Source organism: Oribacterium sp. FC2011 (assembly GCF_000701645.1).
Lineage (GTDB): Bacteria > Bacillota > Clostridia > Lachnospirales > Lachnospiraceae > Oribacterium.
The window spans coordinates 4,986-21,481 of record NZ_JNJM01000028.1 but is presented as its reverse complement, the minus strand read 5'-3'; the positions used below and the strand labels follow the sequence as shown (position 1 = coordinate 21,481).

The window sequence follows — 16,496 nt, the reverse complement described above, 5'->3', positions numbered from 1 at the left end:
CAGCCGGGGATGAACTGTTAAATCGTACTTATAAATAAGAAACAGATCATTCATCTAACCGGTTTACAGCCTGAAAAACATGATGTAAAATACGAGGGTTAATATTTTATATGAGAAAAAATATGTTTTTTGGGAGTAGGGGATGAAAAACTTTAATCATAGAAATGATCATGTAAAGGTGCGTACAACAGCTAAACGTAGCTGTGCATCTTTAGTATTAGCTGCCACAATGTTGTCTACAGTCGGAACTTCCATCGTACCTATGACAACACTGGCAGCTGCAAACAATCAAAGTGCCGAAGCAGCGGCTGCTGCAAATTCAGCTTACGAAGCTGATAATTCTCAGGCTGCAACTGGTTCTGTTACAAATCCGCAAAAATTAAAAGACCTATTCAATCCTTTCTTTTATGCACTTCAGTATCCGGATGCCATGACGGAAGCAGGCACTGACCCGGAAGCTTTATATCAGCACTTCCTGACCAAGGGCCTCTCCAGGGGATACCTTTGTAATTCATACTTTGATATCAAAAGATATCGTGACGATCATCCTGAACTGGAAACTTATCTTGGTGATAACTGGGATATGTGGGTTGCATACTTTTTCATGGGTAATGCTGCGCCCTCGAGCCTTAAGGATATTTTTGATGCAGCATTTTATGCCGAAACTTATCCGGATGCTGTAAAACAGTGCGGTACTGACCCGGATGCCCTTTATGAACACTTTGTAAACATAGGGATTTTAAACGGGTATCAATGTAATCCATATTTTAATATCTATAAGTATCGTGCCGCACACTCAACCTTAACAAAAGTCTATGGAAACGACTGGAACAACTGGCTCAGGGATTTTTATGTAACCGGTTTAGCAGGTGGGGGGAAAACTGATTATCTCAGAAATACTCAGTCTGATGATTTTTCAGTAGAGGATGAGAACTCCGATTCTTCAGTAATGGATGACAGCACTGATTCTTCAGTAATGGATGACAGCACTGATTCTTCAGTAGGAGATGACAGGTCAGATGTTTCAGTCCGGAGCATTCCCGATAGTAACAGTGTTACTGACGGAAACGGTAATATCCTTGTTCCAGTATCTGAGATAGGTGAATATCTCACTCTCGAAGAACTCAAAGAAATATGCGGAGACAATCTGGTACTTGTTGCAGACAGTGATGGGTTTGTCACCTTTGTAGGTGGTCATTTCACTGATATTACAGTTGCCAATGAAGATGATTCTGTAAAAGCGATCCAGTGTATGCTTGAACTTATCGGTCTTCCCGACAGTAAGATACTTAAGTTAAACAAAACTGTAGGAAATTCAAAAGGTGATACTTATTATCAGTTTACAGGAGCAGATATAAACACAGGGTACAACAATCCTTACAGTAACATCAATTTGGGAGTTGATGATAAAGGCAAGGTGATCAGTTTAAGCAGTAACTGTGGCGCTAAGCTTGACAAAAACCTGGATTCTATAGCGAAAGTGAATCTTGACAGTATTTTGGAACGCACGAAAATGTCCGGTGAAACACTTGTCTCAACGGAATTTGAAACGGTATTCGATTCGACTGCCAATGCTTACTGCAAGGTCTTTTATGGAAAAGACGATACTACAGGTTATATATCAAAATATGTGATCCAGCCGGATAATGAAATATTTTATATAGGTACTTACTCTGATGTTCCTACCAAAGAAAACAATGTGTATGCTTTTGATTTTCTTTTCTCAGATGATATACAAACAGAAGAGCATACCTTTACTGATTATTTTGGAAATAATGTAAAACTAACAGTTGCATCTGTAGACGTGGATGGTGTGAGATATTCCTACTTAGTCGATAAAGAAAGAAAAATAGCTGCCAATTTAAAACCAGCCATTTCTTCTGTCAATTTGAAAAAGGGATTCACGTCGATAGATGATCAGATCAAATCACATTTCGTACAAAGTTTCGTGACTGTTCAAAAGACCTATGACGAATATAAAAAGCTCGGATTTTTTGATAACCTGAAAAACATACCTTTCATCATAGGCTTTGACAATAATGATCAGGAAGATAACGCAAGCTGTGGCTTCAGAGGTGCATACTTCTCTATAACAGTAAATGATAATACAGGTAATGCTTCCTTTGATTCTCTTGCTCATGAGGTAGGGCATGGAGTACTTGATGTCCTGGCTCCTACATCCCAGTATCTTAGTGAGAAGTCTCTACATGAAGGATTTGCGGATATCAACGGAAACATTCTTGAGATGATACTATATCTTGCCGGAGATAAAGCAACCGGAACGGGAATCGATCTCGAAAAATGGAGTATAGAAGAAAGTGTTGGAAAAAATCTCCGCTGCATGGGAGACCCGGAAAGTCTTGGTGATGTTTCAAAGGTTGGAGGACAGAATTATAGCGCAACCTATACTGATCATAACGATTGCCATGCCAAAGCAACTATCTATGGCAACATATGTTACAGGATGAATAAAGAATTAAATATCCCTCTTGAAGATCTCCTGAAGATCTGGTATGACGCAATGCCTAACATCACTGCAACAACTTCATATAAAGACGTGAAGGGATACATCACCTACTCAACTATGCTTCATGGATATAATGATCTGGCTGATAAAGTTTTAAAAATATTTGACGATGCCAATGTTGATGGATTCAGTGATAACTGGTCAGATCTTAAACCTGCTGAAGGTTATATTACGGATGTTCCAGTGGTGGTAGATAACTTTGAGGATATTTATGACAAATACTTTAAAGATACATCAAATAAAATAACATTCACTTATTCCAAAAATGATAAAGCACTTGCAAGTATAGATAAGTACGGGAATGTCGGTTCAGTTCTGAAAGACGGAGAAGAGCTCCCTGATTATGATCGGATACATATAAAATATAAAAACAATGATTATTCATTCTATATGTATCTCCCTGGACCGGATACTCAGGGACGCATGGATGCGGATGATATCCTTTCTGCATTAAACAGTGAATACAAGGTTGATAATAACCTGAAGGGTTTCTACTATTTATGTTACGAACTTGAGGGTAATGATGATGAGACGTTGAATGATTATTACATACGCCGGGTTGACAATGGAACGGAAAACTATGTTCCTGTTTATATTAATTTAACGAAGAACTTACATTATAACATTCCACTGAAAGAAAACTCAAAATATGAAATATGTAAGCTGAACCAAGATAAAAAGATGCAATCATTCTTTATTTTAGACGTAAACGAAATAAAAGAAAGAGAAAATGAATATCCTGTTCTTTATCTGAAATCAGACACAAACAGTGAATTCGGAGTCAGTGTTTCATATAAGTATGAGACTGATGACAACACACAAAATCAGAATCAGGGACAACAGACCGGGAATAATAACGGTAATAACGGCAAAAACGTATCCGATGAAGCTGCCAAAGCAGGCAGCTCCGATGATGAGATCGATAACCTGATGGATGAAAATGCTGAGACCGCAGATGATAACGATCCTGTTGATCCTACCGCAGCGTTTGAGAGCGAAGATCCTATGGAAGCTTCCAACCAGGACGATGATATATCATCTGTTGAAACTTCTGAAGAGGATCCGGACGCTGATGAACATAGCGGTGATTCTTCATCCGAGAACCTTCAGGGCGAGGTTTCTGAAGAGGATTCTGAAGCAGCTGCCGGACAGAACGAAGAGACTTCATCTGAAGATTCTCGGGAAGATGGATCTGATGAGGTATCAGATGTAGATGATGAGGAGAGTGAAGATACTTCTTCTGAAGATTCTCATGGAGAAGTTTCTGAAGAAGATTCAGAAGCTGATGCCGGGCAGAGCGAAGAAACTCTTTCTGAAGAACCTAAGGGAGATACTTCTGACGAGATATCAGATATAGCAGAACAGAAGGATTAAACTTACTACGGGGATCCTCAGGATGAGGTTGAAAAACATTAGACGATTTTTTAATATCGTAAATATTTAAGACGGGGTATAGATAATATCAGTGAACTTCGGGTTCCGATATTATCTATACCCCGTCTTATCTGTTACATTTACTTGCAAAGAAGCTCTGGTATCAGCTGAAACCAGATTATGCCCATAATAATACATAGTATGCTTAGAAAAAACGGTCCTATACGGTGTATATAGGCTGCATGATCATGATTTGAAATGAAAATATTGTAGGTGTTTCCAATTACATACTTTTTAGTAAAAGAAATATGGTCAACTGTGTAGGTTTCACGATCTCCTTCAAGTTTAAAATTCAAAGAATAGTAAACGCTCCCTTTCGAAGAGTGGTGTTTATCAATGTTTACAAGCTTACCCTCGGTTTTAATATGATGCGTGATGATGGAGTAGGATTCGTATACTCCGTATCCTAAAGTGGCTCCACCCATCAGAAGTGTCAGAAGAGTTCCACCAAGTACCACATTCTTTGTAAACATTGAAAAAGACAAAGCTGCAAAAAATGTACCGATAGAAATATATAAAATCTTTTCTTTTGTATCGTAACCCTGTTGAAAGGGATAATAGAAGAAAAGTCCGCCCACCGCTCCGAACATAAGTGCAACAGCGTAAAAAATAATCAGCTCCATTAATTAGTAACCTCTGTTTCCAATTATAATGTGGTTAGATTATCACATGTAACCGGACTCTGACAATCCTGAATCTGTAGGAACGTGAAGCTCGCATTGAAGTGCTTTGTTTTTTTGTTGAAACAGGTAGAATAAATATATTAAACAAATTGAGGCGAAATATGAGAAAACATGTGCGAAGAATTTCCGGAGAAGAAAAAGAAGGTAAAGCAAGTTAGGAGGATACTGTATGAAAACCAGGGAAGAGGCATTAGCATTTGGTCTGACATTTGAATCTACGTATCAGGAAGCTCCTTTTCACGATTCAAATTGGCAGCTGATCAGAGTTAATCCAAGTAAGAAGGCATTTTTGTGGACATATGAAAAGGATGGACATATTTGTCTTAATCTGAAGTGTGACCCTGAATGGCGCGATTTCTGGAGAAGTGTTTATAAGTCTGTAGTACCGGCATATCATCAAAACAAAGATCATTGGATTACTGTGATTTTGGATGGTTCTATCCCTGACGAAGAAATCAAAAGAATGATAGCAGAAAGCTATGAACTAGTGACAGAAAGTCCAACCAAACGTATATATGAGGCTGTCAAAAGGATTCCAAAGGGAAAAGTGGCAACTTACGCACAGGTAGCCGCCATGGCAGGGAATCCAAAGATGTGCCGGGCAGTAGGAAATGCTTTACACAAGAATCCGGATTTTGAGAACATTCCATGCTACAGAGTTGTAAACTCAAAAGGTGAGCTGGCCGGTGAATATGCTTTTGGTGGGGCATGGGCTCAGAAGGAACTCCTGGAAGCAGATGGGATAGAAGTTATTGATGGCAAAGTCGATCTGGCAAAATATGCGGTTAATATAAGATAGTTTTTACAAGGAATACGGAACTATTGTGACATCTGCAGGAAACAGGTTATGTGATGAAATCAGTCAATATAAAAACAGGTAAGATGATGGTTACATTTGAAAATCATTTCTGCTGATGGATATCCTGAAGCAGTTTATGATCCTGAAGGCAGATAAGCTGGAAAGTTACAGGTAGTGGAATTGAGTAATACAATGAAAAACAGATGTTATATATGTATAGATCTTAAGTCGTTCTATGCTTCCGTGGAGTGTCATATGAGAGATCGTGATCCTCTCACGACGAATCTTGTGGTGGCTGATGTCAACAGAACCGAAAAGACCATATGTCTTGCGGTTTCGCCATCTCTTAAGGCATATGGGATCTCAGGAAGAGCCAGACTTTTCCAGGTCGTTGAGAGGGTTAATGAGATCAATGCGGAACGTAAAAGAAAGCTTAAAGGTCATGATTTTTCAGGTGAATCCGATGATGCAAGGAAGCTTTCGGCAGATCCCACACTGAAGCTTTCCTACATTGCCGCAAAGCCGCAGATGGCCAGATACATCGAGTACAGTACTCAGATTTACAACATTTACATGAGATATGCATCTTCGGAGGACATACATGTTTATTCTATAGATGAGGTTTTCATCGATGCTACAGAATATCTCAAAAACTATGCGTCCACTCATGGAATTACTGAACCGGAGCCACGCCGCATCGCAGAGATCATGGCCATGGACATGATACGGGATGTCTACACTGAAACACAGATAACCGCAACTGCAGGAATCGGAACCAACATGTATCTTGCAAAGATAGCCATGGATATAGTTGCGAAGCATGTCCCGCCCAACAAGGACGGAGTACGTATCGCAAACATTGATGAGATGAGCTATAGGAGGATTCTGTGGAATCACCGTCCGCTTACGGATTTCTGGAGAGTAGGTGTTGGCTATGCCAGAAAACTGGAGGCTATGGGACTCTATACCATGGGGGATATCGCCAGATGCTCCATCGATGATGAAGAACTTCTGTACAAAACATTTGGCATCAATGCTGAACTTTTGATCGATCATGCCTGGGGCTATGAGCCGTGTGGGATGAAGGATGTGAAAAGCTATAAACCTGAGACAAACAGCATCAGTTCAGGACAGGTGCTGCATTGCCCGTATAACTGTGAAAAGAGCAGACTTGTTCTGAAGGAGATGGCTGACCAGTTGTCTCTTGATCTTGTCAGTAAGCATCTGGTGACGAAGCAGCTTGTGATCACTGTGGGCTATGACATTGAGAATCTGTCAGATCCGGAAATCAGAAAAAAATATAAAGGTCCGGTGACGATCGATCATCTGGGCCGAAGAGTTCCTAAACATGCTCACGGTACCATAAATCTTTCTGAGTGGACTGCCTCAACAAAACTTATCACCGAAGCGGCTGCAAAACTCTATGATGAGATCATAAATCCGGTGCTTTTGGTGAGGCGTTTCAATATAACTGCCACAATGGTAAAGGAGGAAAAGGAAGCAGACACATCCGTAAGGTTTGGAGATCAGGTCGGAACCTGGGAACAGATGGACCTTTTTACTGATTATGAGAAGCTTGAAAGGGAAAGAGAAAAGGCAGCGATAGAGCGTAAAAAGGAGAAAAAACTTCAGGAAGCAGCACTGGCTTTAAAACAGAAATTCGGCAAGAATGCTGTTCTAAAAGGCATGAATCTTCAGGAAGGTGCAACCATGAAGGGAAGGAATGAGCAGATAGGAGGTCATAAAGCATAGTTGTTTGTTTTGAATTTCAATGCATATTTTTTGAGGTTTTAGAGACAGCATTCCCGTCAAGGCTTGCTTTGACAGTTCAACGGGGACTGAGTTACAGTATTACTTTAGGAGATCAGTATGAACAGTGAAAAACCGGAATGGCACAATGTGCATGGCATAACACAGGAAGAGATGTACGGAAAACATGATGATGTCATGGCAAAGTACGGGGATATCATCGATATGCCGCATCATGTTTCAGATAAACATAAACCCATGTCTATATATAACAGAGCGGCTCAGTTTGCTCCCTTTGCAGCATTGACGGGATATGATGATGCCATCAGAAAAGCAGCGCGGCAGGAGGAAGAAAAGTTATATCAATAATGAACATAAGGTGAAAACACACTATAATGATATCTTTAACAATTCAGCAGGTGAACCAATGGGACGGGCCAAGTACGAATTGGAAACACTTGATGTGTTTCCAATTCTATATGATATAATAAATCGATTCGATAAATTCTTAACAAATGCATGATCTTTTATAACAATACTGTTTTGCGGAAGGAAAGAGTATGTTTTATAACAAAAAAAGCACCGATGAAAGTGATTCATCAAGACATTATATACATATAATCCGTATCATAGAAGTTTTTATGGTGGCTATCAGTGTCATACTGATCATAGGATATATATGTGTTAAACCGGATTTTTCTGCCGGTCAGAAAGAAAATGCCCGCCTTATCGGTGTCACTTATATGACTATGAACAATGAGTTCTATGGGATAGTAAATGAACAGATAAACCACAGGGTCGAAGCTCAGGGTGACAATATAGTTCTCAGAGATCCCGCGCTTAGTGTGGAACGGCAGATATCACAGATAGAAGAGATGCTTGATATGGGGATAGATGCACTTGTTGTTACTCCCGTGGATTCGTCAGCTCTTATAGATGTCATAAAAAAAGCAAAGGCTATGGGTGTAAAAATCATTGTAGTTGATACAGAACTGGAGGATCCCGAACTTTCGGACGTGACCATAAAGTCTGATAATTATAATGCTGGAAAGTCTATAGGGCAGTACTACTGTTCCAATCACCCGGAGGGCTCAAGGGTTTTAGTGATGACACACAATGAGGCTATGTCGGGTAGACAGCGAGTGCAGGGATTTCTGGATGCTGTCAGTCAAAATAAAAAAACATATCTTGTAGGTGAGATACCTTGTGAAGGGCAGTATGAAATAGCGCTTCCGGGGCTTGAGAAATTTATACAGTCCGGTAAAGAATTTGATGTTGTGTTCTGTCTGAATGATTTTGCGGCACTTGGGGCAGCAAGTGCTCTCGAAAAATATGGTATGCTTGACCGGGTTGAGCTTTATGGTGTCGATGCTTCACCTGATGCCAAGGCTCTCATCAATGAAGGCAAGATGCAGGCCTCTGCAGCCCAGTTTCCAACTCGCATAGGTATGGAGGCAGCTGACTCGCTGTATGCACTTCTTAATGGTGAAACCGTCCCGAGTGAGGTTGTAGTTCCGGTTCAGGTGGTCACCAGAACAAATGTAGGTTCATTTACCATAGACAGGTGGCAGTAAGATGGAAGAAAGATCAACAAATAAAAATCAATATGAGATCACGGGGGTTACGGCACAGCTTTTTTATTTGATGCAGCTGTTTAACTGCCTTGTGATAATGTTCTTCACTCTGGTAACAGCTCATGCAATGCACGGGTTTATCCTGGAGGGAAATGCATTCCATCTTATCACAAAGTGTCACGCAACCATAGTTTACTGGAAAATACCTGTTGTTGCGGGGATTCTTTACATAAGTCTGCTATTCCTGCTGTCTATAGAGTGTACCAATCATATCGAACTTATAGTGAAGCTATGGCTGGAGATAATGATCGGGGCAGGTATTTTTTACTACACGGGGCTTTCCTATACGGTAATGGTACTTTTGATACTGGCAGATATCGTCAGAAACAGAATTGACTGGGGTAAAAAGATCATGTATATCATTCTGCTTTCCTGTGTTGATCTGGTTCTCAACGGAAATGTTCTTTCAAGATATATCAGTCCTGTTTCCGTAAATCAGATATGGACCTACTATCGGTCAGATGTTGCAGCGGTTTTCTCCGGTGCTGTCAATATCATGTTTCTCATAGATGTATTCATCTTCATCTTATATATGGTGTTCCTCATCCTGGAACAGATGAGTGAGAAAGAAAGGATCGCGGCGCTTTACAGAGAGTTATCTATCGCCAACAAAAAGCTTGCTGAAGCAAACAAACAGTTGGAGGAGTATACCGAAGAACTGGTGAGTGCTGCCGAAACACGGGAAAGAAACCGTTTTGCACAGGAAATACATGATACTCTGGGACATGCCCTGACGGGAATAGTAACAGGTATAGAAGCCTGTATAATGCTTATGGATATCGCACCGGATGCTACAAAGGATCAGCTTAAGGCCATAGAAGAAGTTGCGAGACAGGGAATCACAGATGTCAGACAATCGGTGAAGGCATTAAGACCTGATGCACTTGAGAGGCTAAAGCTGGAGGATGCACTTCTTAAGATAATAGATGAGACCATGAGATCTACAGGTATAACGATAAATTACAACTGTACCACACCACTTCTCGATTTCAGCCAGTATGAGGAGGATGCTATTTACAGGATAGTACAGGAAAGTGTGACAAATGCGATCCGTCACGGCAAGGCTGACGTGATAGACATTGACATCGGTCGGGAAGATGGTTTTCTCAATATAAAAATAAAGGATAACGGAATAGGTTGCGGCAAAGTGTATAAGGGGTTCGGCCTCCATCATATGCAGGAAAGGCTGAGTCTCTTGAACGGAAGCCTTAAGTATGATGGTTCACATGGATTTACTATTGAGGCTTCGATCCCGATAAGATGGGGCAATAGTGTTGAAGAAAAAGAGGATTAAGCAGATATGATTAAGATTTTGATTGCTGATGATCAGGAGTTACTGAGACAGAGTCTCATAATCATACTTAAAAATACACCGGATTTTCAGGTTACGGATGCTGTCAGTGATGGAAGAGAGGTTATACGTTCGGTTAGAAATGAAAAACCGGACATCATTCTTATGGATATCAGAATGCCGGGTATGGACGGAGTAGTCTGTACGCAGATCATCAAAGAACAGTATCCTGACATTAAGATCATCATACTTACAACATTTGATGATGATAAATATGTATTCGATGCACTTAAGTACGGAGCCAGCGGTTATCTTCTGAAGGGTATCTCTGTTACGGAACTATCGGATGCCATTAGGAAGGTGTATAACGGTACAGCCATAATCAATGAAGCAGTGACTTCCAAAGTTGTAAATCTCTTTTCAAAGATGGCGAAATCCAACATTGCCAGCGAAGTCGATGATGAGCTGGTGAAGGATCTGCGTGATAATGAATGGAAAATAGTTGTACTTGTGGGAAGAGGTCTGTCCAATAAGGAAATTGCAGCAAAGCTCGATCTCTCTGAGGGAACGGTAAGGAATACTCTCAGTACTGTACTCAGCAAGTTGAATCTAAGAGACAGAACGCAGCTTGCCATATGGGCGGTTCAGACCGGAACTGTCAATAAAAATATAGATAATTTGTGAGGATCATGGTGAAGAGAAGATACAGATTACTGCTTAGTGGGGTTTTGGTTCTTTTAGCTATCCTCACAGTACACGGATTTCTGCCGGTAACCACCGGTGAGGAAAAAGTTTTAACTGTTGGAGCCTTTGCGGGAAGTTACTGGAGTCTGCAGAATGGAAATTCCTATAAGATACTGGATGATGCCATCGATTTATTTGAAAAGGAAAATCCGGGAGTCAAAGTACAGTATGTGAGCGGAATTACCCTGGGACAATATCAGGAGTGGCTCTCAGAAAAAAAGGCAGAGGGCAGGATGCCGGATGTCTTTCTGGTTCCATCCGATATTTTCCAGAGTTTTGCGGATATTGGCGTGATGCAGAATCTTGATGGGTTCATAAAGCATGACATAGGGTTTTCTTTGGACTTATTCTATGAAAAAACTCTTAAGGGCGGACGATACAGGAATATACAGTATGCCCTTCCATTTGAATGCTCGCCTGTGCTTATGATCATGAACAAGACACTGCTTCGGGATAACAGTATACCTGTTCCGGATGAGAACTGGACCTGGGATGAGTTTTACGAGGCGTGTGAGATGACTGGGATTTCGGATACGAATGCCGGAGGACAGTACGGAGTCATAGACTATGGATGGCAGGATGCATTTGCGGCAAATAAGGTAAAACTTTTCAATGACAAGGGAACTGCCTGTGACTTTACCGGTGACGATATCTATGAATCGCTGCTTTTTCTTGAACGGTTAACCAAGCTTCCGAAAGGCAAAGTCACTTCCGCAAGTGATTTCTATAAAGGAGTGGTTGCCTTCGAGCCGATGTCATTTGCAACCTACAGAGCAAGTGTTCAGAATGACTTAAGCTATCAGAACTATTCTGATTTTGAGTGGGGCTATACTTCTATGCCTGCAGGGATGGATGGTGATAATGTCTCGAGACTGGATACGCTCACGGTTGCCATGTCATCAGATTCCCACTACAAAAAAGAAGCCTGGCAGTTTATGAAGACTCTTACTTCTGAAGAAGCGGTTCAGAAAGAGATATATGATTATTCCGAGGGATTGTCACCCCTTAAATCGGTTACGGAGGATCCTGAGCTTGCTGAGTATGTTTTTGATCATTATGGTGTTGTTCTGAATAGGGATGTCATTACTTATGTCATGGAAAGAGCAGAAAATGAAAACCGGTTTCCGGATTACGAAGAGATTGCGACGGAGGTGACCACTGCGGTTGACTCCATACTGGGAGATAAATCCAATATCCGGATGGAACAGATCATCTGGAATCGAAGGATAAACAATTACATTAAGAAGTTGAGTTAGAAAATCATATACACCTGTCATTTTATAAAGTAGAAGTTCTCTGCACCTGTTGCAGAGAGCTTTTTTAGTGGGATAAAAATGACAAATGTCATATCTTTCGAAGTACAATTTTCTGATCGATTCAGTGACGCTTGTTACCTGATTTAATGTTCTGAAATCGTTATAGTATCAGTGTGATCAAACAGAGAGTGATTCCGATAAACGATAAAAACTACGTTTATAGAGGAATGTGTAAATGAGCTGAGTTCTCAGAAGGGAGGTATATGTATGAAATATGTTGTGCTGGTCAGTCACGGTGAATTTGCTCCGGGACTGAGAACCGCAGCCTGCATGCTTGCCGGAGAAGACAGAGAAGATCTGCTGGCAACAAGCCTTAAGGACGGCATGGGTGCAGATGAGTTTTGTGAGAATGTAAAAGAGATGCTCAAGGTAGTTAAAGAAGATGATGAGATCATCCTTTTTGGCGATCTGATAGGTGGATCACCACTTACCAATGCAGCCAATGTTATCTCTGAGCTTGGACTTCTCGGAAGAACAAGGATGTTTGGAGGTATGAATCTCCCACTTGTTATCACAACGGTGATAGGCAAAGACGATGCAGAGACTGATGAAGTTCTGACCGATGCTTTGGATGGTGCAAGAGATCAATTGCATGAATTCAGGATCGAAGCAGAGGATGAGGAAGAAGAACTTTAATTAATAGGAGGAAGATATGGCAGTAACATTTTTACGAATCGACGACAGAATGATCCACGGACAGACAGTGACAAGATGGTCACTTGAGTACCCTTGTGACGGACTTATCGCAGTTAATGATGCGGCAGCAGCAAACTCTGTTTTAAAGGCTGCTTACAAGAGTGCTTCAGACAAGAAGACCTTTGTATGGGGTGTAGATGAGTTTATCGCAAAGAGCAGGAAGGTAATCGAGTCAGATACACGTTACTTCGTTATCACCAAGAATCCGATCGATATGAAGAAGATACTTGTAGATTCCGGATTTGTACCAGGTGATGTCAAGACTGTCATCGTTGGACCTTGCAACGATAGACCCGGAGCTGTAAAGCTTGGAAACAATCAGTCAATCACTCAGGAAGAGGCACAGGCTCTTGAGGATATCAGGAACAAAGGCTATGAAGTAGAGTTCGCACTTCTGAAAGAAACATCTATCGGTAACTGGAACAAATTCAGAGGTCAGTTTGGCTTTAACTAATTGATAAACTAAGGAGATTAATCATGAACATAAGTGTTATTCAGGCTATAATTCTCGGTTTGTTTGCATCTCTTTCAAGTATGCCGGGACTTGGCGGTACATCTATCGGTAACTACACACTGGGACGTCCTCTGGTTGGCGGACTTATCTGCGGTATCGTTTTGGGAGATATCCCGACAGGTATTCTCGTAGGATGTGCGATGCAGGTTGTTTATATCGCACTTGTAACTCCGGGCGGAACCGTTTCTGCTGATGTTCGTGCAGTATCCTATATCGGTATACCACTTGCAATGCTTGCATTAAAGAGCTACGGACTTGCTGCAGATTCAGCTGAAGGTATCGCTCTTGCAACATCATTCGGAACCATGGTGGGTACTATCGGAACAGTTCTTTTTTACGGAACAGCTACTATGAACCTTATCTGGCAGCACATGGGCTGGAAGTGGGTAGATAACAGAGAGTATCATAAGCTTTACCTTGTAGACATGGTTCTTCCATGGATCTCACACATCACATTTTCGCTTATCCCTACAGTAGTTATGTGTCTCCTCGGTGAGCCTGTTGTAAACCTCATCAAGACATCTCTTCCGATGGACGGAATTCCCATGAAGACACTTTTCACAGTTGGTGCACTCCTTCCTTGTGTCGGAATCGCAATACTTTTAAAGCAGATAGTAAGATCTGTACTTGATTTCGTACCTTATCTTTTCGGATTTACACTGGCAGCTTCTATGGGCCTTAATCTTGTAAGTGCAACAGTTGTTGCAGCAATGTTTGCAATTGTTATCTACAACCTTAAGATGCTTCAGCTTAAAAAGGCAGCTCCTGCAGCGGCAGGCGCAGCAAACAACAATTGGGACGATGACGAGGAGGACATTTAAAATGGCTGAGAAGAAAATATCGAAAAAAACATTATCAAAAGCTTTTCATAACTGGTACTACGGAAACCTGACCTGTTTCTCTCAGGAGCACATGCAGACCTTTGGTTATCTCTGCTCCATGCTTCCTATAGTAGATGAGCTTTATGATGATGAGGACAAGAAGGCAGAGGCTATGGAAACCTATCGGGCTTTCTTCAATACAGAGCCTCAGCTCGGCGCTATCATAGTCGGTGTTACTGCCGGACTTGAGGAGGCAAGAGCTAACGGAAACAAAGAAGTAGATTCCGAGACTATCAATGGTCTTCGTGCAGGTCTCATGGGACCTATCGCCGGTATCGGTGATTCACTTGTAGTAGGTACTGTGATACCTATCCTTCTCGGCATCGCCATGGGTATGTCAGGCGGCGGCTCACCGATGGGGGCTATTTTCTACATGATTGTCTGGAACCTTTTTGCTTACTTCGGAATGAAGTACATCTATAACAAGGGTTATCATATGGGAACAAAAGCCGTTGAGTACCTGGTAGGAGATATCGGTATGGCTATCCGTGAGGCAGTAACAACACTCGGCGGTATCGTTATTGGTGCGGTAAGTGCCACATGGGTAAGTGTCAAGACCAGTTTTCATCTTGTTAATGCAAGCGGCGAAGCTTACATGGTTCTTCAGGAGAAGCTTGACGGAGTGTTCCCGGGCATCCTCACCGCAATAGTAGTTATCTTCTGCTGGTGGCTTATGGCAAGGAAGCGTTTCAGCCCTATCAAGGTAATGCTTCTCCTTGTAGTTGTAGCATTCGTAGGTGTTGTACTTGGATTCTTCAATCCGGGTCTTTCATATTAAGAGCAAAGGATACAAACCTATCAGAATAAATAATAATCCATAATTATCCAATATTAAGAAATACTCCTATTTCCTGTCTGTACGGAAATAGGAGTATTTTTTTGAACCATGCTTTCAGATCGATCTATAACCGTATGTATAAGCTTTTTATCTTTCATTTTATATTTATTGAACCTTGTAATTAGCGCAGAGAAACAGACACTCAGTGCATTTTACCGGGTATATTTTGAAGCTCAAATCTGTATTTTTGGTTTACCTCTGGATACTTTTCATGATCCACTTCGGATAAAAACATCTCCTTGGACCTTACCCAAAGAGAACCATCATCATAGAGTTTGCGGTATACAACCATTTCTTGTTGAGTTTCTGAATCTCGGGCAATATCTTCTACAAGATAATAATCGCCCTTAAAGTGCTTGTATACTCTGTGTAATACTAATTCTTGCAAAGTTTCACCTCCACATATTTTCAGTCTGACAGTTACTCATGTATTTCTAAAGGAAGTCCGTCTGGATCGTGGAAAAAAGTCATTTTCTTTCCTGTGAAAGAATCCAGTCGTATAGGTTCGCAAGTGATCCCCATAGCTTCCAATTCTGCAACTGTATCATCCACGCAATCTACACGGAAAGCAAGATGCCTTAATCCGTAAGATTCCGGTGAAGAACGGAGCGGATGATCCTTCATTATAAATAGCTCAAGCTCGCAGTCTCCGAGTTCAAGATCAATCTTCCAATCATCACGTTCCGGTCTATAGTTTTCCCTGATAATCTTAAAACCAAGCTTATTGTGATAAAAATCCAATGCGATATCTTTGTCGGAACAAATCACGGCTATATGATGGATGTGGTTTAAGTTCATGCTCTACTTCTCCCTTATCGTATTTTAGATAATTATACCAAAGAGGAATTTACAGAAACAGCGAATTAAAAGACTTTTCTTTGGTATTTCCAGAATCAGAAACCAATGTTAATTCAATCAATCTGATCATATGATTTATTTCAAATTTGACTATTTTATAATGATCAGATAAGCGATACACTGACTCACAAGTGATTCGGAAGGAGATGTTAGTAATGTGTGATGAGATTTCTATTGAGTCAAACCTAAAGAGTGTAGAGGAAAAGATAAAGGCTGCATGTGGGAGAGCAGGACGTAATCCTTCGGAAGTGACCCTTGTTGCAGTAAGTAAGACAAAGCCTTTCTCAGATATCCTTGAAGCAAGGAATGCCGGTGCTAAAGAGTTTGGTGAGAACTATGTCCAGGAGATGATGGATAAGATAGAAGATGCTGAGAATATAACTGATATGTCTAACGTAAGATGGCATATGATAGGACACCTTCAGAAGAATAAGGTTAAGTACCTTATCGGGAATACAGCTCTTATCCATTCCGTTGATTCCATAGCCCTTGCTGAACAGATTGAGAAAGAAGCAGCAAAGAAGGATGTGGT

The 16,496-nt window shown here is 41.1% G+C and carries 16 protein-coding genes; 13 read left to right on the top strand and 3 right to left on the bottom strand.

What is annotated here, in order from left to right; translation table 11 throughout:
- The first annotated feature begins 142 nt into the window (after positions 1–142).
- Positions 143–3,901, top strand: coding sequence for a hypothetical protein (locus T357_RS0116335; protein ID WP_031554916.1), 3,759 nt, complete (start codon positions 143–145; stop codon positions 3,899–3,901).
- A gap of 140 nt (positions 3,902–4,041) precedes the next feature.
- On the opposite strand, the gene T357_RS0116330 is transcribed toward T357_RS0116335, so the two are convergent.
- Positions 4,042–4,584: a hypothetical protein gene (locus tag T357_RS0116330; RefSeq protein ID WP_031554915.1), complete on the bottom strand. Its 543-nt coding sequence runs from the start codon at positions 4,582–4,584 to the stop codon at positions 4,042–4,044.
- A 229-nt stretch (positions 4,585–4,813) separates the two neighbouring features.
- Between T357_RS0116330 and T357_RS0116325 the strand changes: the two genes are divergently transcribed.
- The 11 genes from T357_RS0116325 to T357_RS0116270 all read left to right on the top strand — a co-directional run bounded on the left by T357_RS0116325 (position 4,814) and on the right by T357_RS0116270 (position 15,046).
- Entirely contained in the window at positions 4,814–5,443 is a 630-nt protein-coding gene (locus tag T357_RS0116325) for a methylated-DNA--[protein]-cysteine S-methyltransferase (RefSeq protein WP_031554914.1), read from the top strand.
- 192 nt (positions 5,444–5,635) lie between these two features.
- Positions 5,636–7,195 (top strand): Y-family DNA polymerase, encoded by a 1,560-nt coding sequence (locus T357_RS0116320; protein ID WP_031554913.1) that lies wholly within the window; start codon positions 5,636–5,638, stop codon positions 7,193–7,195.
- A gap of 117 nt (positions 7,196–7,312) precedes the next feature.
- Positions 7,313–7,561, top strand: a complete 249-nt coding sequence (locus T357_RS19485) for a hypothetical protein (RefSeq protein ID WP_044917234.1) — start codon at positions 7,313–7,315, stop codon at positions 7,559–7,561.
- Positions 7,562–7,752: 191 nt separating this feature from the next.
- Entirely contained in the window at positions 7,753–8,766 is a 1,014-nt protein-coding gene (locus tag T357_RS0116305) for a sugar ABC transporter substrate-binding protein (protein WP_049962520.1), read from the top strand.
- A gap of 1 nt (position 8,767) precedes the next feature.
- Positions 8,768–10,120: a sensor histidine kinase gene (locus T357_RS19480; protein WP_049962519.1), complete on the top strand. Its 1,353-nt coding sequence runs from the start codon at positions 8,768–8,770 to the stop codon at positions 10,118–10,120.
- A gap of 6 nt (positions 10,121–10,126) precedes the next feature.
- A complete protein-coding gene (locus tag T357_RS0116295; RefSeq protein ID WP_031554908.1) occupies positions 10,127–10,801 on the top strand; it encodes a response regulator transcription factor in 675 nt (224 codons plus the stop codon).
- A gap of 5 nt (positions 10,802–10,806) precedes the next feature.
- Entirely contained in the window at positions 10,807–12,117 is a 1,311-nt protein-coding gene (locus T357_RS0116290; protein WP_044917233.1) for an extracellular solute-binding protein, read from the top strand.
- Positions 12,118–12,384: 267 nt separating this feature from the next.
- Positions 12,385–12,813 (top strand): PTS sugar transporter subunit IIA, encoded by a 429-nt coding sequence (locus tag T357_RS0116285; RefSeq protein WP_031554904.1) that lies wholly within the window; start codon positions 12,385–12,387, stop codon positions 12,811–12,813.
- 16 nt (positions 12,814–12,829) lie between these two features.
- Positions 12,830–13,327 (top strand): PTS sugar transporter subunit IIB, encoded by a 498-nt coding sequence (locus T357_RS0116280; RefSeq protein ID WP_031554903.1) that lies wholly within the window; start codon positions 12,830–12,832, stop codon positions 13,325–13,327.
- Positions 13,328–13,350: 23 nt separating this feature from the next.
- A complete protein-coding gene (locus T357_RS0116275; protein WP_031554901.1) occupies positions 13,351–14,208 on the top strand; it encodes a PTS mannose/fructose/sorbose/N-acetylgalactosamine transporter subunit IIC in 858 nt (285 codons plus the stop codon).
- 1 nt (position 14,209) lies between these two features.
- On the top strand, positions 14,210–15,046 hold the full coding sequence (locus T357_RS0116270; RefSeq protein ID WP_031554899.1) for a PTS system mannose/fructose/sorbose family transporter subunit IID: 837 nt from the start codon (positions 14,210–14,212) through the stop codon (positions 15,044–15,046).
- Between the two features lie 202 nt (positions 15,047–15,248).
- On the opposite strand, the gene T357_RS0116265 is transcribed toward T357_RS0116270, so the two are convergent.
- Positions 15,249–15,494: a DUF1653 domain-containing protein gene (locus tag T357_RS0116265; RefSeq protein WP_031554897.1), complete on the bottom strand. Its 246-nt coding sequence runs from the start codon at positions 15,492–15,494 to the stop codon at positions 15,249–15,251.
- A gap of 32 nt (positions 15,495–15,526) precedes the next feature.
- Positions 15,527–15,904 carry an SMU1112c/YaeR family gloxylase I-like metalloprotein gene (gene gloA2 / locus T357_RS0116260; protein WP_031550515.1) on the bottom strand — a complete coding sequence of 126 codons (378 nt, stop codon included), beginning with the start codon at positions 15,902–15,904 and terminating at the stop codon, positions 15,527–15,529.
- A gap of 215 nt (positions 15,905–16,119) precedes the next feature.
- Between gloA2 and T357_RS0116255 the strand changes: the two genes are divergently transcribed.
- Positions 16,120–16,496: YggS family pyridoxal phosphate-dependent enzyme (locus T357_RS0116255; RefSeq protein WP_031554895.1), on the top strand; the 377-nt coding region annotated here is incomplete at its 3' end.

Coding starts and splice junctions, on each gene's coding strand:
- T357_RS0116335 (WP_031554916.1), top strand. CDS start 143: ATGAAAAACTTTAATCATAGAAATGATCATGTAAAGGTGCGTACAACA.
- T357_RS0116330 (WP_031554915.1), bottom strand. CDS start 4,584: ATGGAGCTGATTATTTTTTACGCTGTTGCACTTATGTTCGGAGCGGTG.
- T357_RS0116325 (WP_031554914.1), top strand. CDS start 4,814: ATGAAAACCAGGGAAGAGGCATTAGCATTTGGTCTGACATTTGAATCT.
- T357_RS0116320 (WP_031554913.1), top strand. CDS start 5,636: ATGAAAAACAGATGTTATATATGTATAGATCTTAAGTCGTTCTATGCT.
- T357_RS19485 (WP_044917234.1), top strand. CDS start 7,313: ATGAACAGTGAAAAACCGGAATGGCACAATGTGCATGGCATAACACAG.
- T357_RS0116305 (WP_049962520.1), top strand. CDS start 7,753: ATGTTTTATAACAAAAAAAGCACCGATGAAAGTGATTCATCAAGACAT.
- T357_RS19480 (WP_049962519.1), top strand. CDS start 8,768: ATGGAAGAAAGATCAACAAATAAAAATCAATATGAGATCACGGGGGTT.
- T357_RS0116295 (WP_031554908.1), top strand. CDS start 10,127: ATGATTAAGATTTTGATTGCTGATGATCAGGAGTTACTGAGACAGAGT.
- T357_RS0116290 (WP_044917233.1), top strand. CDS start 10,807: ATGGTGAAGAGAAGATACAGATTACTGCTTAGTGGGGTTTTGGTTCTT.
- T357_RS0116285 (WP_031554904.1), top strand. CDS start 12,385: ATGAAATATGTTGTGCTGGTCAGTCACGGTGAATTTGCTCCGGGACTG.
- T357_RS0116280 (WP_031554903.1), top strand. CDS start 12,830: ATGGCAGTAACATTTTTACGAATCGACGACAGAATGATCCACGGACAG.
- T357_RS0116275 (WP_031554901.1), top strand. CDS start 13,351: ATGAACATAAGTGTTATTCAGGCTATAATTCTCGGTTTGTTTGCATCT.
- T357_RS0116270 (WP_031554899.1), top strand. CDS start 14,210: ATGGCTGAGAAGAAAATATCGAAAAAAACATTATCAAAAGCTTTTCAT.
- gloA2 (WP_031550515.1), bottom strand. CDS start 15,904: ATGAACTTAAACCACATCCATCATATAGCCGTGATTTGTTCCGACAAA.